This window comes from Micromonospora sp. NPDC005203 (assembly GCF_042872705.1).
GTDB lineage: Bacteria > Actinomycetota > Actinomycetes > Mycobacteriales > Micromonosporaceae > Micromonospora.
On the sequence record NZ_JBIAKV010000013.1, the window covers coordinates 59914 to 80460 of the forward strand.

Sequence of the window (20547 nt, forward strand, 5' to 3'; positions counted from 1 at the left end):
TCCCCGGTCGGCGCCACCCGTGGCGTCATCCCAGACGGGCCTCGATGGCCTCGATGATGCGCGGACGCAGTTCGGCGGCGCGGACGACGGCGTCCACCGAGCCGACCTCGACGGCGCGCTGGATGTTGTGCACCCGGTCGAACTCCGTGGCCACCTCGCCGAGCTTCTCCGCGCGCACCGACGAGCGCAGCTCGTCGAGTTCCGCGGTCAGCGCGGCGCGTTCGGTGCCGGCCACGGCGGCGGCGCGCGCCTCCAGGTCCCGCACCCGGGGGTCGGCCGCCGTGCGGGCGTTGACGTCGGCGGCGAACACCACCGCGGCGGCGGGTGCGCCACCGAGCACCGACGCGAACGAACCCTCCAGGGCGAGCACTGTCATGTTCGGGTTCAGTGCCTTCGAGAACACCACGAACGCGCCGCCGTGGTAGCGCGAGATCACACAGAAGACGATCGGCCCCTGGAAGTTGACGATCGCCCGGCCGATCTCGGCGCCGTACTCCAGTTGCAGCTTGCGCATCGACTCCGGTGAGCCGTCGAAGCCGGACAGGTTCGCCAGCACCACGAGGGGTCGGTTGCCGCTGGCCGCGTTGATCGCCCGCGCCGCCTTCTTCGACGAGCGGGGGAACAGCGTGCCCGCCGTGTAGGTGTCCGGGCCGTCGGTGGGCGGGAAGCCGTGCCGAGGCACCGACCGGGACTCGATGCCGAGCAGGCACACCGGGATGCCACCGAGGTGGATGTCCGTCACGACAGCGGTGTCCGCGTCGGCCATGCCCGCCCACCGTTCCAGCGCCGGGTGGTCCTGGTCGGCGAGGGCGCGCATCACCGTACGGATGTCGAACGGCTTCTTGCGGTCCGGGTTGTGCTCGACGGAGAAGATCTCCCCGACGGTGCGGAAGGCACTGCCCGCCACGTCGTGGGGGAAGTCGGAGATGTCGCGGTCGGTCGGGTCGGTGGTGGCTGCCCGTCGGGGCGCGTCCTCACCGGGCGCGACGTACGTGTGGTCGTAGTGCGACATCACCACGTCCCGCGCGGCCGTCAGGTTCGGCGCCCAGTACTGCGCCTGCCCGTTCGGCCCCATCACCCGGTCGTAGCCGCCGATGCCGAAGTTGTCCTCGGCGGACACGCCACCGGAGAAGTCGAGCGACTGCTTGCCGGTGAGCACCATCGCCGAGTCGGGCGTCATCACCAGGATGCCCTTGGTGTGCATGAGCATCGTCGCCTCGGCGTTCCAGTACGGCTGGGCGCCGACGTTGATGCCCGCGACCACGATGTTGATCTCACCGCCGGCCTGGGTGAACTCGACGATCCGCTTCAGGGCCGCGGCCACCCAGTCCATGTTCTCCGTACCGGTGGTCATCGAGATGCGCGCCCCGGCGGACAGCGCCCACCACTCCAGGGGCACGTTCATCCGCTCCGCGAGGTCCAGTGCGGCGATCACGCGCCGGCACTCCGGCTCGGACAGGGCGCCCAGCGCCTTGGTCGGGTCGCCGAGCAGGACCACCCGGGTGACGCCCTGCGGGTGCCGCTCGGTCGGCGTGGTGACCACCCCGGCGACGATGGCGGCGCTGTTGCGCCCCTTCGGCCGGTCCACCGGCACCAACACGTGCTCGTCGTCGAGGTCGTGCTCGACGAAGTCACCGAGTCGACCGGTCAACTCGTACGGGTACACGGTGTTACGGCTGCTCGCCCGCAGCACCTTCAGCCGGTACTCGTCGATCGGCTCGATCGGCTCGACCGGCGGCTCACCGACGGCCAGCTCGGCACCGCCCGCGGCGTCGAACGAGATCCGTACGGCGATCTTGCTCAGCTCGCCGGTCCGGCGGTCACGCTGCCGCGCGACGAACAGGATCTCCTCCAGGCCGGCGCCGACGGTCGTCGGGCGGACGCGCCCGGCGATCATCTCCATCTCCTCGCGGGTCAGCTCGCTCGGCGGCCAGACGTAGACCACGATCCGGTTGGTGTTGAAGCGGGTCTTCGACGGTCGCAGCGACTGGGCGCGGCGGATCGAGTCGAGGCACGCGGCGATGGCGTCCTCGGCCGTCGGCAGCGCCACCAGGCGGCCGTCCTGCTCGCGAAGCTCGGTCAGGTCACGGACCTGCGCGAACGCGACGAGGCGTTCGTCCGCCCGGTTGTCCCGCGCCACGCACTGGAAGAGGTAGACCTCCTCGTCGGACGACGGCAGCCGGGTCAGGTCGAACTTGTGCAGCCGCTGCAGATGCATCCGCTGCGCGATGTAGGGGTGCAGGCCCCGGATCAACCGGTCCTCGACCATCGCGTCGTCCGACGGGCGGAAGGTGAAGTGGTGGTGCATGACCGCCCCGCCGCGACCCGCGACGGTGGTGGTCACCCGACGGACCTGCGGCGGCAGCGGGTGCGCGGCGACGATCTCGGCCAGCGCGGCCGCCATCGCGTCGAAGTCCTCCGGCTGGTTCTCCCAGCCGAGGTAGATGTCGGCGTCGACGGAGTCCTCGTCGCTGGCCAGCTCGGCCAGGCCGCGCAGCGCGCCGCCGAGCGCGTCGAAGCGCACCGCGGCGGAGACGACGCTCGAATCGGCGCGCTCGGCCACCACGAACGTGCAGCCCGCAACCTCCTGGGTACGCACACTGGTGAGAGTCCGGTTGCCGTAGTACCGCCGGGTCAGCACCTCCAGCATGACCGCGTTGTCGAGGTGGTCGCGGACGAGCCGCTGGCCGAGCAGCCGGACCAGTGGTTCGGTGCTGCGTACCATCTCGGCGATGCGCTCGGCGCGGTTCGGCGCGTCCGGGTGGGCGTCCAGGTGCCGCAGGTGCCCCCGGACCCCGGCGTAGACGCGGGCGCGGTTGCGACGCAGCAACGGCTGGGCGAACCAGGCGAACACCACGCCCCGGGCGAGGTCGGCGATCGCGGGGAAGCGGACCTGGGTGGCGGCGATCAGCCGTTCCAGCGCGAGGCCGACGGGCTCGCGAAGCGCCTCGTTCGGCGGGGTTTCCGCCAGCCAGGCGCGGAGCAGCGTTGCGACGACCGTGGCGTCGGCGGACGCCCGCTGCTGGGCGAGGAAGATCCGGAAGACGGCGGCCTCGAGGGCGGGGGAGCGCTCCAGATCGGTGACACCGTAGTGGCCGAGCGCCTTGGCGAGCCTGGTCTGGAAGGCGTCCGGCAGCCCGGCCCGCTCGACGTCGAGGCTCTGCAGGTAGGTGTGGAAGTACTCCCGGGCGCTGTGCACGTGCGCGGCGCCGCCGTCCTCGCCCGTCGGCCGGTTACGGCTCAACTCGGCGAGGTCGGCGAACACCTCGATGAGATCGAGTTCCGCGGCCAGCGGCCGCGTACCGGCCTCGGCGGCGGCCCGGCGGGCCGTCAGGTAGTCGTCGAGCACCCGACGGTCGTCGTGCGGGTCGACGTCGAAGCCGAGGAGCAGGCCCCGGAGGTCCTCCTGGCCGCGCCTGCTGCGCGCGGACGCCGGAACGTCCTCGGCGGCGGTGGGCAGGTCCAGCTCGACGGCCTGGCCTGTCGGGTCGGCCGGGGTGTCGTCGGCCTCGTCCGCGAGCGGCTCCAGGCGCAGCAGCGGCGCACCCGCCTCCACCTGGTTGCCCACCGAGACGGCGCACTCCTTCAACCGCGCCTTGAACGGCGCCCGCAGCACCGTCTCCATCTTCATGGCTTCCAGCACCAGCACCGGTGCGCCCGCCTCGACCTCGGCGCCGACCTCCAGCGGCGTGGCGACGACGAGCGCCGGCATCGGGGAGCGCAGGACGCCGCCCTCGTCGCGGCTGATCCGGTGCGTCACACCGTCCACCTCGACCAGGTGGGTCGGCCCGTGGGTGCCGGTGAGCAGGCGGTACCGGATGCCGTTGACGACGATTCGACCGGTGTGCCGGTCGAAGCGGTCCAGCTCGACGTCGGCGGTGCGCACGGCGGTGCCCGCCTCGATGCCGACCCGGAACCGGTGCGCACCGACCCGCGCCACGCGCGTGCGGTAGCCGACGCCACGCAGTTTGAGGTCCAACGGCCGGCCGCTCGCGTGCTGCACCTGCGGGCGCCCACCGGACGCCGTCGACAGCAGACGCTGCCGCTCGACGCGCTCCTCCTCCTCGTACGACTCGATGGCGGCTGCCGCCAGCGCGACCGCGGAGTGGCGGTGCGTGACCAGCCGGCCCTCACCGCGGACGCGGTCGATCCAGCCGGTGTCCGCGCTGGCGTCGATCACCTCGGGCTGGTCGAGCAGGTCGAGCACGAAGCTCTTGTTCGTCGCGCCGCCCTCGATGATCACCGTAGTTCTCGCCATCGCCCGACGCAGCCTGCCGAGCGCCTCGTCGCGGTCACGGCCGTACGCGATGATCTTCGCGATCATCGAGTCGAAGTCGGCCGGGATGGTGTCGCCCTCGCTGACCCCGGTGTCCACCCGGATGCCCGGGCCGCTGGGCAGGTCCAGCCGTGCGATGCGGCCGGGCGACGGCGCGAAGTCACGGTCGGGATCCTCGGCGTTCAGCCGCGCCTCGATGGCGTGCCCGCGCTCGGCCGGCGGCGTGCCGTCGAGGCGCCCACCGGAGGCGACGTGCAGTTGCGCCTTGACCAGGTCGAACCCGCAGGTCAACTCGGTGATCGGGTGCTCGACCTGGAGTCGGGTGTTGACCTCGAGGAACGCGAACAGTCGATCGCCGGGGTGGTACAGGAACTCGACGGTCGCCGCGCCCCGGTAACCGACCGCGATGGCCAGTCGCTCGGCCGATGACTTGAGCTCGGCCGCCTGTGCCGCGTCGAGCACGGGCGAGGCCGACTCCTCGATGACCTTCTGGTTGCGTCGCTGCACCGAGCAGTCGCGGACACCGAGCGCCCATGCCGTGCCCTGCCCATCGGCGATCACCTGGACCTCGACGTGCCGGGCTCCGGTGACCAGGCGCTCCAGGAACACGATGCCGCTGCCGAACGCCCGCGCCGCTTCCTGGCTGGTGCGCTCGTACGCGTCGTCGAGTTCGGCCTCGTTGCGGATCACGCGGATGCCGCGTCCACCGCCGCCCGCGGTCGCCTTCAGCATCAGCGGGTAGCCGACCTTGGCCGCCGAGGCGCGTGCGGCGTCCAGGGTCTCGACGGCTCCACGGCTCCACGGCGCGACCGGCACACCGACCTTCTCCGCGATCAGCTTCGAGCCGATCTTGTCGCCGAGCTGGCGCATCGCGTCCGCGCTCGGCCCGACGAACGTGACACCGATCTTCTCGCACAGCTCCGCGAAGGCCGGATCCTCGGCGACGAAACCCCAGCCGACCCAGGCGGCGTCGGCCCCGGTCTCGATCAGCGCGCGCTCGAGCACCGCCAGGTTGAGGTACGGGCGGGCGGATGCCGGACCGAGATCGTAGGCGATGTCCGCTTCGCGGACGAAGGTAGCGGTACGGTCGACGTCGGTGTAAAAAGCAACGGTTTCGAGCCGTCTGCCGGTTTCCGCAGCCAGCTCGCGGACCGCGTGGATGAGCCGCATGGCGGCTTCACCTCGGTTGACGATGGCGACACGGTTGAACACCCGACTGACCCCTTAGCTAGACCTCGAACCGGGTGCCGCGAGACGACGGCTCCCAGTAGTGATCACCCTTCCGGCTGGCGGCGGCCAGCGCTATGGCGCAACCACCGAACCCACCGTCGCTCAGTTGTAGGAAGTGCACAAAAGTTTTTGGCGCCCCGAGCCGGCGCCCCGCAGTTGATCAAGGCGGGGTGCCGGGTTCACGTCGCCCGCCTCCGCTGTTCACCCTCGTCTGACCGGCTGGTCGAGACGATCATCGCCGGTCCGGTCAAGCGCCGGTCCGGCCCGACCATCCCGGAATCGGGATCTTCGTGGGCAAGCACTGATCGGTGCCCCTCGAGTTCGCCCGCCCGGTGCGCGATTCGCCACGGCCTGGCGTGCGGGCGGTCAGCCTGCGGACCCGACCGCGCCAGCGGAGCCCTCGATCAACGAAGTTCGTCGATATTGACGTTCGTCGTCGGCTGCGACAGGATCTCGGCACCACCACCCCCGTGATCCCTCTGGGAGGCGTCATGACCCGTCCCCGCCTGCCCCGCCTGCGGGTAGCCACCCGGCTGGCCGCACTCACCCTGGCCGCCGCCGGCGTGCTGCTCACCGTCGCCACACCCGCCAGCGCCGCCGTCCCCGCCGGCCGGTATGTCGCGCTCGGCGACTCGTACACCTCAGGTCCGCTCATCCCCACCCAGGTCGACCTGAACTGTCTGCGCTCCAACCGCAACTACCCGTCTCTGGTGGCCGCCGCCGCGGGCTCGTCGTCGTTCGCCGACGTGAGCTGCTCCGGCGCCACCACCGACGACATCCTCTACGGGGGCAGCGGCGCGTTGGGCGGCACGCTGCCACCGCAGCTCAGCGCGGTCACCTCCACCACGGCCCTGGTGACGGTGCAGATCGGCGGCAACGACATCGGCTTCTCCGGCATCATCGGCGAATGCGCGCAGGCGAGCCTCAGCAGCCCTCTCGGGTCACCCTGCAAGAACCGCTACACCGCCGGCGGCGTCGACCAGTTGCAGGCACGGATCGCCGCCGCCACGCCGAAGGTGACGACCGTGTTGCAGGCGGTCCGGCAGGCCGCGCCGAACGCGCGGGTCGTGGTCCTCGGGTACCCGGCGATTCTGCCGGACAGCGGTTACGGCTGCTGGCCGGTCGTCCCGATCGCCTACCAGGACGTGCCGTACCTGCGCGGTGTCGAGAAGTCGCTGAACGCGACGCTGGCGAGCGCGGCGACCGCCAACGGCGCCACCTACGCCGACGTCTACGCCCCGTCCGTCGGGCGCGACGCGTGCAAGAGCAGCGGCACCCGGTGGATCGAGGGGCTGGTGCCACAGAACTCGGCCGCCCCCTTCCACCCGAACGCCCGGGGTGAACAGGGCATGGCAACCGCGCTGCTCAGCCGGCTCAACAGCTGAGCGGCTCGAAACCGGGCGACCCGGCCCCGTCGCGCCGCGACGGGGCCGGCGTCGGCGATCGAGTGCTTGGGATCGGCGGATCCGGGGTACCGGAGGTCTCATGCCGGATATGGGGCAACTCGTCGGAGACCGTTACCGCCTGGTCGAGAGCATCGCCAGCGGCGGTATGGGGGACGTCTGGCGGGCCGTCGACGAAACCCTGGACCGCTGTGTGGCGGTCAAGATGCTGCAGGCCCGGTTGGTCAGCGACGCCGGCTTCGGCGAGCGGTTCCGCCGCGAGGCGCGCGCGATGGCGGCCCTGCGTCACCCCGGTGTCGCCCAGGTCTACGACTACGGCGAGGTGTCCCGGTCCGGAGAGCCGGTCCTCGCCTACATCGTGATGGAGTGTGTGCAGGGGCAACCTCTGTCGGAGCGGATCGCCGAGGTCGGCCGGCTGGATGTGGCCGAGACGATGTCGATCGTCGCGCAGACCGCCCGTGCCCTCCAAGCCGCCCATGACGCCGGGGTCGTCCATCGCGACGTCAAACCCAACAACCTGATCATCGAGCCGGACGGGCACGTCGTACTCGTTGATTTCGGGGTTGCCGTGACCTCGGAGGCGGCGAGCCTGACCGGCACGAACCAGGTCGTCGGCACCGCCCTGTACATGGCACCGGAGCAGGTCTCGAAGAACGAGACGACGCCGGCGATCGACATCTACGCGCTGGGGGCGGTCGCCTACCACTGCCTCGCCGGTCGACCCCCGCACCAGGGTGAGAACGCCGTCGCGGTGGCACTGCGGCACCTGGAGGAGGAACCCGCGCCGCTGCCCGACGGCATCCCGGCGGCGGTCCGCCGGTTGGTGGCGACCGCGATGGCCAAGGAGCCCTCCCGCCGATTCCCGTCGGCGGCGGACCTGGCCATCGCGGCGCAGCCCTTCGCGGGCGCCTCCGAGGAGGTGCTCCGGGCCGCCACCGAGGTGACGCCGATCCAGGCGGGTGTGGCGCACCCGGCCGCGCGGCGGCCCGGTGCCGCGGCGAGTCGGGCGACGGGCACTGGACCTCGGGCGCTCGCGGTGCTGCTCGGCGCGTTGGCCGCCGGGGCTGCCGTACTGGTGCTCGCCGATCCCACCGGGATGATGTCCGGACCGACCGGGCGACCCTCGACGCCTCCCGCGGTGCCACCCGCGGTGGCGCCGCAGGGGGACCCCGGCCCCGGTGGCGGCGGTGGCCAACCTGCCACGCACAGTTCCGTCGGCGTGCCGGTTCGCGCCTCCGGATCCCCGACCCCGACGGCCACCCGTCCCGCTAGCGAGGGGGCGGCAGGGCAGTCCGCACCGTCAGCCGGCAGCGGCGTGGATGCCTCCGGCCCCGCCGCGTCCCAGAGCGCCGACGCAGATCCGACGGACGGACCGACGGCGGCACCGACGAAGGAGTCGACGGACGGACCGACGGCGGCACCGACGAGGGAGTCGACGGGCAAGCCAACAGAGGAGTCGACCGGCGGGCCGGCGGAGGGGCCGACGGAGGACCCGTCCGGGGAAGCCGGGGAGGACCCGTCCGAGGGACCGACGGTGGGGGAGTCGGCAGCCGGCGGCACCACGGCGCCGCAGCGCTGACCGGCGACGGCCATCGATCCCGCCGCCCGGCCCCACCTGGGTACCCGGACGCGGACTGGCGTGGCGGCCGGAGCCGCCACGCCAGTGGTGTGCTGTCAGACGCTGATCAGGCTCAACTGGTACGGCAGGTGACCGTCGGCCAGTTCCAGTTGCCGTTGGCCATGACCGTTATCCCGAAGTTGTTGCCGTTGCCGTTCGGTGTCGCGGTGACGGTGCCGCTGGTGCCGCTGACCGAGGCGTTCCAGCTGTTCTGGATGCTCTGGCCGCCGCCCAGGCCGAGGCTGACGACCCAGTTGTTGGTGCCGCTGACCGCGACGTTGAGGTTGAACCGGTCACCCCACTGCTGACCGGCGGAGATCGTCGCGTTGCAGTTGCCGGTCCCCGGGTTGCCGGTGGTGGGTCCCGAGGTCGGGTTGCTGCCCCCGCCCTCCCGGACGGTGATGTCGGAACTGCCGCTGCTCTGGTAGCCCTCGGTGGCCATGACCTGGTAGCTGTGGTTGGTGCCGAGGTTCAGGCCGGCGCGGGCCCAGGCGTCGAAGTGGTTGGCGGTGGTGATGGTGCCACTCGAGCGCTTCTGCTGGCGGACGCTCCAGAACTGGTAGAACGTCTGGTTGCCGTCGATCGATGGGGCGTTGACCCGCTGGCTGCGCAGGATGTCGTACGTGCCGCCGTCAGTGGTGACCGTGCCCATCCGGGTGGCACCGCTGCTCGGGTTGTAGGTGCCGAAGTTCTCCACCACGTAGTACTCGATGAGCGGGTTGCGCGTCCATCCGTACAGGGCGAGGTAGGTGTTGTTGTTGCCCGGGTTGTAGGTGCCCGAGTAGCTGACCGTCCGTCGGTTGCCGGTGGCCCAACCTTTGCCGCCGACCCAGTTGTTGGTACTCCGGTCCCAATTGCTGGAGTATCGGCCGTCGGCGCGCAGCGTCATGCTGGCGTTGCCGCTGTCCTTCCAGAACGAGAAGTAGTACCCGTTGTGGGTGCCGGTGAGGCTCGAGGTGAGGGTCCGGTCGGCCTCGGCGTACGCGTTGGTGGCCGTCATCGTGCCGGTGACGGCCAGGACGACGGAGCACGCGGCGCCGAGAAGCAGCCGCATGCGGCCGCGCCTTCTCGGTGTGGTGTGGCTGGTGTCGGTCATGTAACTGTGCCTCCTGGTGACGGCTGGCGGGGGCCAGCAGTGCGGTACGGCCCGCGGGGTGTGTCGGTGGCCTGGGACGGCCCTCTACGTCGTACCGCGTGGTGGGGCCGGTCGTCCTGCGCGACGACCGGAGGAGTGGGTCGCGGTGACTGTGCTGACGGCGATTGAGGCCCGTCGATGGCGACCGTATTAACCAGGCCGTCGACTTGTCAACAATTTTCGGAAACACAGCCGCAACCTCGCGGTCACCGAAGGTCTGCTGCGGACCGATGTCTAACCAGGTCAGTAATTGATCAGAAGCCCTGGTTTCCAAGGCTAAGTGGCCCTGACCGAAGAGGCTGCCGGAAGCCGTGTGCGGAAACTTCCGGAGACTTTCCGGACCCCAATCGGTCCGGCGGTCGACGGGTGCCGAGCCGTCCGGGCACCCGGTCAGCCCCGGCGGGCGTTGAGCCGGGCGGCCTGGCGGGTCAGGTGGTCGCGCTCGGGCAGGTTGGACGCCTTCCGGGCCGCCTCGGCGTACAACCGCGCGGCCGTCGCCACACTGCCGTCGCGTTCGTGCAGGTACGCCGCGACCGCCGTGAAGCGGGGCAGTGCGTCGTCCAGCGCCGCGAGCGCCGCGAGACCGGCGCGCGGCCCGTCGGCCTCACCGACGGCCACCGCGCGATTGAGCCGGACGATCGGGCTGTCGGTCAGCCGCGCGAGTTCGTCGTACCACTCGACGATCTGCACCCAGTCGGTCTCCTCGGCGGTGGGCGCGTCGGCGTGCAGGGCGGCGACGGCGGCCTGGGCCTGGAACTCGCCCAGTCGGTCGCGGGCGAGGGCCGCCTGAAGGATCTCGACGCCCTCGGCGATCGACGCGGTGTTCCACCGACCGCGGTCCTGCTCGGCCAGCGGCACCAGGTTGCCGTCGGGCCCCTTGCGGGCGGCGCGTCGGGCGTGGTGCAGCAGCATGAGGGCGAGCAGCCCCGCCACCTCGGGGTGATCGATGGCGGCGGCGAGCTGCCGGGTGAGCCGGATCGCCTCGGCGGCGAGGTCGACGTCGCCGGAGTAGCCCTCGTTGAAGACCAGGTAGAGGACGCGCAGCACGGTGGCGACGTCGCCGGGCTGGTCGAAGCGCGCCCCGGAGACGGTGCGTTTGGCCCGGCTGATGCGCTGCGCCATGGTCGCCTCCGGCACGAGGTAGGCCTGGGCGATCTGGCGGGTGGTCAGCCCGCCCACGGCGCGCAGCGTGAGCGCGACCGCGGCCGCCGGGGTCAGCGACGGGTGGGCGCACAGGAAGTAGAGCTGGAGCGTGTCGTCCACCGCCGGGGTGGGGCCGGGTGGGGGCTCCTCGTCGACGAGGTCCTCACGCCGACGGCGGGCCGCGTCCGCCCGGGTCGCGTCGAGGAACCGGCGCCAGGCCACGGTGACCAACCAGCCCTTCGGGTCCCGGGGCGGGTCGACCGCCCAGACGCGGACCGCTTCCACCAGCGCGTCCTGGACGGCGTCCTCGGCCGCCGCGAAGTCGGCTCCGCGGCGGACGAGGACCCCGAGCACGCTCGGCGTGAGGCTCCGGATCAGTGCCTCGTTCACTCCGTGATGGTGGGCGGCTCGGTCAGGAACGGGCGCAGCTCGAGCCACTCGTGGATCGGCCTGCCGTCCTTGCCGGGGGCGGCGGACAGCTCCCCGGCAAGCTCGACGGCGCGTTCGTAGCTGTCGACGTCGATCGTCATCCAGCCAGCGATGAGGTCCTTGGTCTCGGCGAAGGGGCCGTCGGTGACCGGCGGGCGACCCTCGCCGTCGTAGCGAACCCAGGCGCCCTCGGGGGCGAGGGCCTGGCCGTCGACGAACTCGCCGGTCTGCTCGAGCCGTGCCGCGAAGTCGTTCATGTACGCGATGTGCGCCGAGATCTCCTGCGGCGTCCACTGGTCCATGGGTGCGTCGTTGACCGCCGCCGGGGCGCCGCGGTAGTGCTTGAGCAGCAGGTACTTCGCCATCGTCTTCTCCTTGGTGCGGGTGTAGGCCCTTCGTGGCCGGCTTCACCCCAGGGACGGAGCTGGTCGCCGGTTCTCGACATTGCCGTCCGGATTATTTTTACCCTGGCTCCGCGGCGCGGGTGGAACCGATCGACACGGCGGCGCGGAAACCGGCCGAAACTTGATTGGTTCCAGAATAGTGAGCTAGTGTTCGCCGGGTGATGGTCGACTTCGAGGCGCAACTGCGGGCCGCCTCGCTGCGCGTCACCCGGCCCCGACTGGCGGTGCTCGCGGCGTTGCGCGATCACCCGCACATCGGCACGGACGCGGTGATCGCGCTGGTGCGGGCGGATCAGCCCACGGTCTCCCACCAAGCGGTGTACGACGTGCTGCGCGTGCTCACCGACGCTGGTCTGGTACGGCGCATCCAGCCCGCCGGCGCGACCGCCCGCTACGAGTCCCGGGTCGCGGACAACCACCACCATGTCGTGTGCCGCTCCTGCGGCGCGATCGCCGACGTCGAGTGCGCCGTCGGTCACGCCCCCTGTCTCACCGCCTCGGTCGACCACGGTTTCGTGATCGACGAGGCGGAGGTCGTCTACTGGGGCATCTGTCCCGACTGCGCGACCGAACGCACGCCACAGAGATCCGCAAGCTCGGAAGGAAGTACATGAGCGACACCCAGGACAACGGCCCCACCAGTGCGCAGGGCGTGGACCAGAAGGCAGCCGCGGGTTGCCCGGTCGCGCACGACTCGGTGACCGCGCACGGCAGCGAGAGCGAGAACCCGGCGATCGACTCGCCGACTCCGAAGACCGGCGGTCGTCCGCGCACCAACCGGGATTGGTGGCCCAACCAGCTCGACCTCTCGGTGTTGCACGCCCACTCGTCCAAGGGCAACCCGCTGGGGGAGAACTTCAGCTACGCCAGGGAGTTCGCCAAGCTCGACGTCGAGGCCCTCAAGCGCGACATCACCGAGGTCCTCACCACCTCGCAGGAGTGGTGGCCGGCTGACTTCGGCCACTACGGCGGCCTGATGATCCGGATGAGCTGGCACGCCGCCGGCACGTACCGCATCGAGGACGGCCGCGGTGGAGCCGGCGACGGTGGGCAGCGTTTCGCGCCGCTGAACAGTTGGCCGGACAACGCCAACCTGGACAAGGCCCGGCGCCTGCTGTGGCCGGTCAAGCAGAAGTACGGCCAGCAGATCTCCTGGGCCGACCTGCTCGTACTCGCCGGCAACGTGGCCCTGGAGTCGATGGGCTTCAAGACCTTCGGCTTCGGCTTCGGTCGTGAGGACGTCTGGGAGCCCGAGGAGATCTTCTGGGGTCCGGAGGACACCTGGCTGGGCGACGAGCGCTACGCCTCCGAGAAGGAGATGACGGCCGGCGTCGGCTCGACCGAGATGGGTCTGATCTACGTCAACCCGGAGGGCCCGCGCGGTAACGCCGACCCGCTTGCGGCAGCACACTTCATCCGCGAGACCTTCGGCCGGATGGCCATGAACGACGAGGAGACCGTCGCTCTCATCGCCGGTGGTCACACCTTCGGCAAGACCCACGGTGCCGCCGTCGCGGACAACCACGTCGGCCCGGAGCCCGAGGGCGCCCCGCTGGAGTCGCAGGGCCTGGGCTGGCTGAGCACCCACGGCAGCGGCAAGGGCGCCGACACGATCACCAGCGGTCTCGAGGTGACGTGGACCGACGTGCCCACGCAGTGGAGCAACCGCTTCTTCGAGATCCTGTTCGGCTACGAGTGGGAGCTCACCACCAGCCCGGGTGGCGCGAAGCAGTGGGTCGCCAAGGACGCCGAGGCGATCATCCCGGATCCGTTCGACCCGGCGAGGAAGCACCGGCCGACGATGCTCACGACCGACCTGTCGCTGCGCGTCGACCCGGCGTACGAGAAGATCTCGCGTCACTTCCTGGAGAACCCGGACCAGTTCGCGCTGGCCTTCGCCAAGGCGTGGTACAAGCTGTTGCACCGCGACATGGGTCCGATCGAGCGTTTCCTCGGGCCGTGGGTGGCCGAGCCGCAGCTCTGGCAGGACCCGGTGCCGGCCGTCGACCACGAGCTCGTGGGTGACGCCGACGTTTCCGCGCTCAAGGCGAAGGTCCTGGACTCCGGTCTGACCACCGCTCAGCTGGTCTCCACCGCCTGGGCGTCCGCCGCGAGCTTCCGCCACACCGACAAGCGCGGCGGCGCCAACGGCGCGCGGATCCGTCTCGAGCCGCAGCGCAGCTGGGAGGTCAACCAGCCGGAGCAGCTCGCGACCGTCCTGACCACCCTGGAGGGCATCCAGCGGGACTTCAACGCCGCCGGCGGCGCGAAGATCTCGCTCGCCGACCTGATCGTGCTGGCCGGTTCGGCAGCCGTCGAGAAGGCGGCCCGGGACGCCGGTGTCGAGGTGACCGTGCCGTTCCGGCCGGGCCGCACCGACGCCACCCAGGAGCAGACCGACACCGAGTCGTTCCGGGTCCTCGAGCCCCGGGCCGACGGCTTCCGCAACTACCTGCGGTCGGGCGAGAAGACCCAGCCGGAGGTGCTCCTCATCGACCGTGCCTACATGCTCAACCTGACCGCGCCGGAGATGACGGTCCTCGTCGGCGGTCTGCGGTCGCTCGGTGCCAACACCGGTGGCAGCCAGCTCGGTGTCCTCACCGACCGGCCGGGTGTGCTCACAGGCGACTTCTTCGCCAACCTGCTCTCGCCGGGCACCCGGTGGAGCGCGTCGAAGTCCGACGAGCACGTGTACGAGATCCGCGACCTGGCCACCGACGAGGTGAAGTGGACCGCCAGCGCGGTCGACCTCATCTTCGGCTCCAACTCGCAGTTGCGGGCCCTCGCGGAGGTCTACGCCAGCCAGGACGCGCGCGACAGGTTCGTGGCCGACTTCGTGACCGCCTGGACCAAGGTCATGGAGCTGGACCGGTTCGACATCGCCTGACAGTCGGACATCGACGAGCCCCGGCCGATCGCCATCGGCCGGGGCTCGTCGGCGTTCGCGCCACAGCCGTGCGCTGCGGCTACGGCACGCTGCAGAAGTAGAGCACCGCCGTCAGCATGCCGACCGAGCCGGTGACCTCCGTCGACGTCCAGCCGCCGGGGCCATTCGCGGACAGGCGGAAGGTGGCGCTGCCGAGGTCCAGCAACGCGCCCGGGATGGTGATCGCGGTGGCGGTGGGACCGAGCGTTCCGCCGCCGGAGAAGCCGCCGGTCAGGGACCAGGTGAAGCCACTGCGGGTCAGACCGCCGACCGGCAGGGCCCAGGTGAAGGTCGGTGGGGTGAGCAGACCCGCGCTGCATTGCAGGTTGGTCGGTGGGTTGACCGTGCCGGCCTGGAGCGAACCGTTGCCGTACTCGCTGTCGGTCCAGAAGGCCAGCGTCGACGGTGGCGGTGGGAGCGCGACGACTGTGCCGGCGAGCACCAGGGCGAGGGCACTCGCGATCCACCGCCGCCGACCGTGGCCGCTCTGCTCCCGAACTGACCGAGGCGGGATCCGCAGCCGCCTCACGTCTGCGTCACCCTGGTCCGGTGCCGTCGCGTGGTGAGGATGAGCAGCAGGCCGCAGAGCAGCGCGCCGGCACCGGCGAGCACCGGTGTCCGCAGGTTGGCTCCGGTACGGGGGAGCGGGCCGACCTCGCCGTTCGCCGATGCCCGGTCGCCGAACCCGGTCGCCGTGACGACCACGTCCGCTGACTCCGAGGCGGTGGAGTTGGCGAGCAGGTTCGCGCTGACGAGTACCCAACGCTGCTGGTCGGCGGGCATCGAGGCGACGGTGACCGGGCGCGCTGCCAGCCTGGTTGCGGGACCGTCGGCGAGAACCTGCTCTGCCCGGCCGTCAGGGCAGGCACCCCGCACCCAGCGCCTGGCGCAGACGGCGGCCATGACCTGAAGTCCGTCCGGATCGACCGCGAGGGGGCCTCGCGCCGACAGCGAGATGGTCACCGTGCCGGGCTGCTCGGCCGGTGCCGAAACCCCCACCTGCCAGGGCACCGGCTCGTTCGGTGCCAGATTCGTCGGTGCAGCGGTGGGTGCCTCCGTGCGGGCCATGGCTCGGCACTCGACGGGCGTCCGGCGCGACAGCTACCCTTTGGCCCCTGACTCATCGATGTGAGGAGATGCGATGGCGCGCCGCACCGGCCGGCCCTCCTACCTGTCCGACGACCCCGACGTGCGTCGTCGCCGCACCACCCGGGTCGTGGCGGTCACCGGGGCGATCGCACTGGTCACCGCCCTGGTGGGTGGACTGATCGGCTACCAGGTGGGCCGTCCGGACGCCACCGAGGCGTCCATCGCCTCCATCAAGGAGGCCGACGCCAAGCGGGACGCTCAGCAGATCGTGGAGCTGACGGAGACGGCCCGCAAGGTCAGCGCCCAGGTAGCTCCCATCCTGACCGCCCTCAAGACGGACACGTCAGCCGGCCGCGCACCGGATCCGGAGCAGGCCAAGCGGTGGCAGGAGAGCATGCGGGAAGCCGCCAAGCCGTTCGCCGACCCGCCGTCGGGGTCCACCGCCACGAACGTGGCGCGAGGTGGGTTGCGCGGAGCGGTCCAGCAGGCGGCCCTGGCCGTCGACTCCTACGCGCTGGCCGCCAGCGCGCCGGCGGCACAGCGTCCCGCCCTGTTGGACCTCACCGGGCGCCAGGCGGGCGAGGCCGTGACGATCTGGTCGGTCGCCGCGACCCAGCTCGACCAGGTCAGCATCGACGCCGGCCACGGGCATCAACACGTGTTTCTCACCACAGACCCCGAAGGGTCGGCCTTCACCCCGGACGGAGAGGCCGAGGGCACCGGCGGTTGAGGGTTCGTTGCTGCTCAAGTGTCGGGTTTCCAGTCGGCTGGCGCCGGCCCACCGGCCGAACGAACCGGCGCGATCTGGGCCTGACTCGCCGAATCAGGTACCGTCGCCTGTCTCAAGTCTCAGCACCAACCTGGCTTCCGGTGACCGGCGAGCCGAACCGGAGGAACACAGCCGTGAGGTTCCAGAGCGCTGTTCGGCAGGCCGGACTCGTCGTGGCGGTCGCCGCCCTCGCCGTGACCGCGGGATGCGCCAAGAAGGACGACAGTGAGGTCCAGGCGAGCGGGGTCAAGCTGGTCGAGGCGGGCAAGCTGACCGTCTGCACCCACCTGCCGTACCCGCCGTTCCAGTCCAAGGACGCCAGCGGCACGGTGACCGGCTTCGACGTCGAGATCATGGACCTGGTGGCCAAGGACCTGGGCGTGCAGCAGACGATCATCGACACCCCGTTCGAGGGGATCAAGTCCGGTCAGGACCTGAACACCGGCAAGTGCGACGCGGCGGCCGCCGGCATGACGATCACCGCGGAGCGGCAGAAGGTGATGAACTTCTCCGACCCGTACTTCGACGCCACCCAGGCGATGCTGGTGAAGACCGGCAAGACCTACAAGACGCTCGACGACCTCAGGGGCAAGAAGCTCGGCGTCCAGGCGGCCACCACCGGTCGGGACTACGCCAAGAAGTTCGAGGCGGAGAAGGGTCTCAAGCTCGTCGAGTTCGAGGACCTCGCCGCCGAGCAGCAGGCCGTCGCCAACGGCCAGGTCGAGGCGGCCATCAACGACCTGCCGGTCTGGAGCGAGTACCTCAAGAAGAACCCGGGCGGGTTCCAGGTGGCCGCCGAGTTCGACACCGGTGAGCAGTACGGCTTCTCGGTGAAGAAGGACGGCAACCCGGAGCTGCTCAAGAAGATCAACGAGGCACTGGCCAAGGCCAAGCAGGACGGCACCTACGGCACGATCTACGAGAAGTGGATCGGCAAGCGGCCGAGCGCCTGATCGAAGCTCCCCAGCAGGGCAAGCGATCCGCGTGCCCTGCGCGTCGGTAAACCTCCGGGAAGGCAACGAGCGAACGTGAAGCTGCGACGCCGCCAGCGGGAGCGGTTGTCCCTCGGGCTCCAGTACCTGGTCTTCATCGCCGTCATCGCCGCGGTGCTCTTCGCCGCGGACTGGGACAGGTTGGCCGACGCGTTCTTCCGCGTCGACATCATCAAGTCGATGTTCCCGACGATCATCACCGTCGCGCTGCGCAACACCATCCTCTACACGCTTGGCGCGTTCGCCTTCGGCCTCGTCTTCGGCACCGTCCTCGCGCTGATGCGGCTGTCCCGGGTCGCGCCGTACCGCTGGGTGGCGACGGCGTACATCGAGCTTTTCCGGGGTCTGCCCGCGCTGCTGGTGCTCTTCCTCGTCGGGTACGGCATCCCGATCGCCTTTCCCGAGCGGGAGATCCCGGGCGGGGTGTTCGGCTCGATCGCGATCGGTCTCGGCCTGACCGCCGCGGCGTACATGGCGGAGACCATCCGGGCCGGCATCCAGGCGGTCCCCAAGGGGCAGATGGAGGCGGCCCGTACCCTCGGCATGTCGCACTTCACCGCCATGCGCACGATCGTCATCCCGCAGGCGTTCCGGATCGTGATCCCGCCGCTGACCAACGAACTCATCCTCCTCACCAAGGACTCGTCGCTGGCCTACGTGTTGGGCGTGACGGCGCAGACCATCGAGATCACGAAGTTCGGTCGGGACATGCTCAACGACCGGGTGAACGCGACCCCACTGCTGGTGGCCGGTCTCGCCTACCTGATCATCACCCTGCCGCTGTCCCAGGTGGTACGCCGCCTCGAACTCCGCTACGCCAAGGCCCGGTGACCCGCATGACGAGCACTGCACCCCGCCCGGCCGTCGAGATCCGCGACCTGCACAAGTCCTTCGGGCCGCTGAAGGTACTCAAGGGCATCGACTTCGAGGTGGGCCAGGGCGAGGTGGTCTGCGTGATCGGGCCGTCCGGGTCCGGCAAGTCGACGCTGCTGCGCTGCGTCGACCTCCTCGAAGAGCCCACGGCCGGCAAGATCTGGGTCAACGGGGTCGAGATGACCGACCCGGACGTCGAAATCGACGCGGTACGCCGGGGCATCGGCATGGTCTTCCAGTCGTTCAACCTGTTTCCGCACCTGACCGTGCTGAACAACCTCACCATCGCCCAACGGCGCGTGCTGCGGCGCGGTCGCGCCGAGGCCGAGCGCGTCGCGCGGGCCAACCTGGAGCGCGTCGGGTTGACCGACAAGGCCGACGCGTTCCCGGCACAGCTCTCCGGCGGTCAGCAGCAGCGGGCCGCGATCGCCCGGTCGCTGTCGATGGAACCGAAGCTGATGCTCTTCGACGAGCCGACCTCCGCGCTCGACCCGGAGCTGGTCGGCGACGTGCTCACCGTCATGCGCAAGCTGGCCGAGGACGGCATGACGATGATGGTGGTGACGCACGAGATGGCGTTCGCCCGCGACGTCGCCGACCGGGTCGTGTTCATGGACGGGGGCGTCGTGGTAGAGCAGGGGTCGCCGCAGGAGGTGCTCGGCAACCCGAAGCACGAACGGACCCGCGCGTTCCTCGCCCGGGTCCTCGACCCGACCCGTGTCGCGCAGCTCGGTCAGCCCGACCAGGCGCCGGAGCCGCCGCAGGCATCGGGCCTGCCGGCCGACGACCGCCGTCAGCTCTGACGATCCCTCCCGTACGTCTGTCCGCCGGGCCGCCTCATCGCTGAGGCGGCCCGGCGTCGGTTTGGGTGCCCGCCGGGTGGGCGGCGTCCCGGGTGAGCTGGCCAGGAAGACCTGGTCGGGCCGGCCGACGAACTGCGTGTCAGGATCATGTCAATCGAAGGACGTCGTAATGTCAAGGTAATCTTTTTGCAATCAGACCTGGACTTTCGTCGATGGACTACATAAGTTGCAGACATCCACCGAAAGCTCTGAGTCTTCCGAGCAAAGTCCGCGACGAGCCTCACCTCAGTCGTGCTGCCGCCCCGTGCTCGGCGGTCGTTGCACCCTGCCCTCGTCGCGTCTTCGCCCGGTCGGGAACGGAGACCCATGGACGACCATGCCGTTGGCTCCCAACGTCATCTGTCCCGCAGATCCCTCATCGCCACCGGAGCCCTCGCCGCCGGAGCGCTGGGCGCGTCCGCGCCCGTCGGCACCGCGTTCGGCCCCAGCCCCGCACGGGCCGCCGCCGGCGTCACGAAGAAGGTCACCATCTACGCCGAGCAGTTGCCCGGCGGCCTGTTCGGCTACGGCCTGGCGCCCGGCCAGGCCACCGTGCCAGGTCCACTCCTGGAGATGTACGAGGGTGACACCCTGGAGATCACCCTGGTCAACACCACGAACCAGCGGCTCTCCATCCACCCGCACGGGGTGGACTACAGCACCGAGTCGGACGGCAGCCCGTTGAACGCCTCGTTCAACAACCCGGGCGAGACGCGGACGTACGTCTGGCGCTCGCGGGAGATGTTCGCCGCGGCGGGCCGCCGGTTCATGCCGGGCAGCGCCGGCTACTGGCACTACCACGACCACGCCATGGGCACCGACCACGGCACCGCGGGCGTGGCCAAGGGGCTGTACGGCGCGCTCATCGTCCGCCGACGGGGCGACATCCTGCCGGAGAAGCAGTTCACCGTCGTGTTCCACGACATGACGATCAACAACCGGATGGCACCGGAGACGCCCATGTTCGAGGCGAACCTGGGCCAGCGGGTGGAGTGGATCGCCATCGGGCACGGCAACCTGTTCCACACCTTCCACCTGCATGCCCACCGCTGGGCGGACAACCGCACCGGAATGCTGGAGGGGCCGAGCGACCCGAGCCTCGTCATCGACAACAAGGACCTCAATCCGGGCAGCTCATTCGGCTTCCAGGTGCTGGCGGGGGAGGGCGTCGGCCCGGGGGCGTGGATGTACCACTGCCACGTGCAGAACCACTCGGACGGTGGCATGGCCGGGATCTTCCTGGTGCGCAACGCCGACGGCAGCATGCCGCCGGGCGCCGAGGAGGCGATCCACCGGTTCCAGGGCCACACCCACACGCACGGAAGCTGACCCAACCGAAAGTGGGGACGGGGATGACCAGACAACCACGACGAGTCCTTGCCGCGTTAGCGGCCTTCACGGCTCTGATCCCGGCATCG

At 70.5% G+C, this 20547-nt stretch carries 15 protein-coding genes; 9 read left to right on the top strand and 6 right to left on the bottom strand.

Features of this window, described 5'->3' with window-relative positions; translation table 11 throughout:
• Positions 1–25: 25 nt before the first annotated feature.
• Positions 26–5488 carry a carboxyl transferase domain-containing protein gene (locus ACFYPM_RS25090; protein WP_387201479.1) on the bottom strand — a complete coding sequence of 1821 codons (5463 nt, stop codon included), beginning with the start codon at positions 5486–5488 and terminating at the stop codon, positions 26–28.
• A 509-nt stretch (positions 5489–5997) separates the two neighbouring features.
• Between ACFYPM_RS25090 and ACFYPM_RS25095 the strand changes: the two genes are divergently transcribed.
• Together ACFYPM_RS25095 and ACFYPM_RS25100 are read left to right on the top strand one after the other, a co-directional pair.
• Complete coding sequence (locus tag ACFYPM_RS25095; protein ID WP_387201482.1) at positions 5998–6891, top strand: SGNH/GDSL hydrolase family protein; 894 nt, start codon at positions 5998–6000, stop codon at positions 6889–6891.
• 100 nt (positions 6892–6991) lie between these two features.
• The gene (locus ACFYPM_RS25100) at positions 6992–8488 is read left to right on the top strand and encodes a protein kinase (protein ID WP_387201485.1); all 1497 of its coding nucleotides are present in this window, start codon (positions 6992–6994) and stop codon (positions 8486–8488) included.
• A 112-nt stretch (positions 8489–8600) separates the two neighbouring features.
• Here ACFYPM_RS25100 and ACFYPM_RS25105 read toward each other — a convergent pair whose 3' ends face one another.
• The 3 genes from ACFYPM_RS25105 to ACFYPM_RS25115 form a co-directional block, all read right to left on the bottom strand.
• Complete coding sequence (locus ACFYPM_RS25105; RefSeq protein WP_387201488.1) at positions 8601–9581, bottom strand: glycoside hydrolase family 11 protein; 981 nt, start codon at positions 9579–9581, stop codon at positions 8601–8603.
• Between the two features lie 471 nt (positions 9582–10052).
• A complete protein-coding gene (locus ACFYPM_RS25110; protein WP_387201491.1) occupies positions 10053–11195 on the bottom strand; it encodes an RNA polymerase sigma factor in 1143 nt (380 codons plus the stop codon).
• On the bottom strand, positions 11192–11599 hold the full coding sequence (locus ACFYPM_RS25115; protein WP_387201494.1) for a YciI family protein: 408 nt from the start codon (positions 11597–11599) through the stop codon (positions 11192–11194). Before ACFYPM_RS25115 ends, ACFYPM_RS25110 begins: the two co-directional genes overlap by 4 nt.
• A gap of 197 nt (positions 11600–11796) precedes the next feature.
• Here ACFYPM_RS25115 and ACFYPM_RS25120 point away from each other — a divergent pair, with 197 nt between their 5' ends.
• Both ACFYPM_RS25120 and katG read left to right on the top strand, forming a co-directional pair.
• Positions 11797–12252, top strand: coding sequence for a Fur family transcriptional regulator (locus ACFYPM_RS25120; protein WP_387201497.1), 456 nt, complete (start codon positions 11797–11799; stop codon positions 12250–12252).
• The gene (gene katG / locus ACFYPM_RS25125) at positions 12249–14525 is read left to right on the top strand and encodes a catalase/peroxidase HPI (RefSeq protein WP_387201500.1); all 2277 of its coding nucleotides are present in this window, start codon (positions 12249–12251) and stop codon (positions 14523–14525) included. The genes ACFYPM_RS25120 and katG overlap by 4 nt, the downstream gene beginning before the upstream one ends.
• Before the next feature lie 79 nt (positions 14526–14604).
• On the opposite strand, the gene ACFYPM_RS25130 is transcribed toward katG, so the two are convergent.
• Positions 14605–15093, bottom strand: a complete 489-nt coding sequence (locus tag ACFYPM_RS25130; RefSeq protein ID WP_387201503.1) for a hypothetical protein — start codon at positions 15091–15093, stop codon at positions 14605–14607.
• Complete coding sequence (locus tag ACFYPM_RS25135) at positions 15090–15632, bottom strand: LPXTG cell wall anchor domain-containing protein (RefSeq protein WP_387201506.1); 543 nt, start codon at positions 15630–15632, stop codon at positions 15090–15092. Before ACFYPM_RS25135 ends, ACFYPM_RS25130 begins: the two co-directional genes overlap by 4 nt.
• A 73-nt stretch (positions 15633–15705) precedes the next feature.
• Between ACFYPM_RS25135 and ACFYPM_RS25140 the strand changes: the two genes are divergently transcribed.
• The 5 genes from ACFYPM_RS25140 (at position 15706) to ACFYPM_RS25160 (ending at position 20458) form a co-directional block, all read left to right on the top strand.
• Positions 15706–16383, top strand: coding sequence for a hypothetical protein (locus ACFYPM_RS25140; RefSeq protein ID WP_387201509.1), 678 nt, complete (start codon positions 15706–15708; stop codon positions 16381–16383).
• 173 nt (positions 16384–16556) lie between these two features.
• Positions 16557–17375: a basic amino acid ABC transporter substrate-binding protein gene (locus ACFYPM_RS25145; RefSeq protein WP_387201512.1), complete on the top strand. Its 819-nt coding sequence runs from the start codon at positions 16557–16559 to the stop codon at positions 17373–17375.
• 75 nt (positions 17376–17450) lie between these two features.
• A complete protein-coding gene (locus tag ACFYPM_RS25150; RefSeq protein ID WP_357371747.1) occupies positions 17451–18245 on the top strand; it encodes an amino acid ABC transporter permease in 795 nt (264 codons plus the stop codon).
• A gap of 5 nt (positions 18246–18250) precedes the next feature.
• Positions 18251–19090, top strand: a complete 840-nt coding sequence (locus ACFYPM_RS25155; protein WP_387201515.1) for an amino acid ABC transporter ATP-binding protein — start codon at positions 18251–18253, stop codon at positions 19088–19090.
• A 366-nt stretch (positions 19091–19456) separates the two neighbouring features.
• Positions 19457–20458 (top strand): multicopper oxidase domain-containing protein, encoded by a 1002-nt coding sequence (locus ACFYPM_RS25160; RefSeq protein WP_387201517.1) that lies wholly within the window; start codon positions 19457–19459, stop codon positions 20456–20458.
• Positions 20459–20547 lie beyond the last annotated feature (89 nt).

Bases quoted from the DNA above. Each gene is read 5' to 3' on its own strand.
- ACFYPM_RS25140 (WP_387201509.1), top strand. From the start codon at position 15,706: ATGGCGCGCCGCACCGGCCGGCCCTCCTACCTGTCCGACGACCCCGAC.
- ACFYPM_RS25105 (WP_387201488.1), bottom strand. From the start codon at position 9,581: ATGCGGCTGCTTCTCGGCGCCGCGTGCTCCGTCGTCCTGGCCGTCACC.
- ACFYPM_RS25135 (WP_387201506.1), bottom strand. From the start codon at position 15,632: ATGGCCCGCACGGAGGCACCCACCGCTGCACCGACGAATCTGGCACCG.
- ACFYPM_RS25160 (WP_387201517.1), top strand. From the start codon at position 19,457: ATGGACGACCATGCCGTTGGCTCCCAACGTCATCTGTCCCGCAGATCC.
- ACFYPM_RS25095 (WP_387201482.1), top strand. From the start codon at position 5,998: ATGACCCGTCCCCGCCTGCCCCGCCTGCGGGTAGCCACCCGGCTGGCC.
- ACFYPM_RS25115 (WP_387201494.1), bottom strand. From the start codon at position 11,599: ATGGCGAAGTACCTGCTGCTCAAGCACTACCGCGGCGCCCCGGCGGCG.
- ACFYPM_RS25155 (WP_387201515.1), top strand. From the start codon at position 18,251: ATGACGAGCACTGCACCCCGCCCGGCCGTCGAGATCCGCGACCTGCAC.
- katG (WP_387201500.1), top strand. From the start codon at position 12,249: ATGAGCGACACCCAGGACAACGGCCCCACCAGTGCGCAGGGCGTGGAC.
- ACFYPM_RS25100 (WP_387201485.1), top strand. From the start codon at position 6,992: ATGCCGGATATGGGGCAACTCGTCGGAGACCGTTACCGCCTGGTCGAG.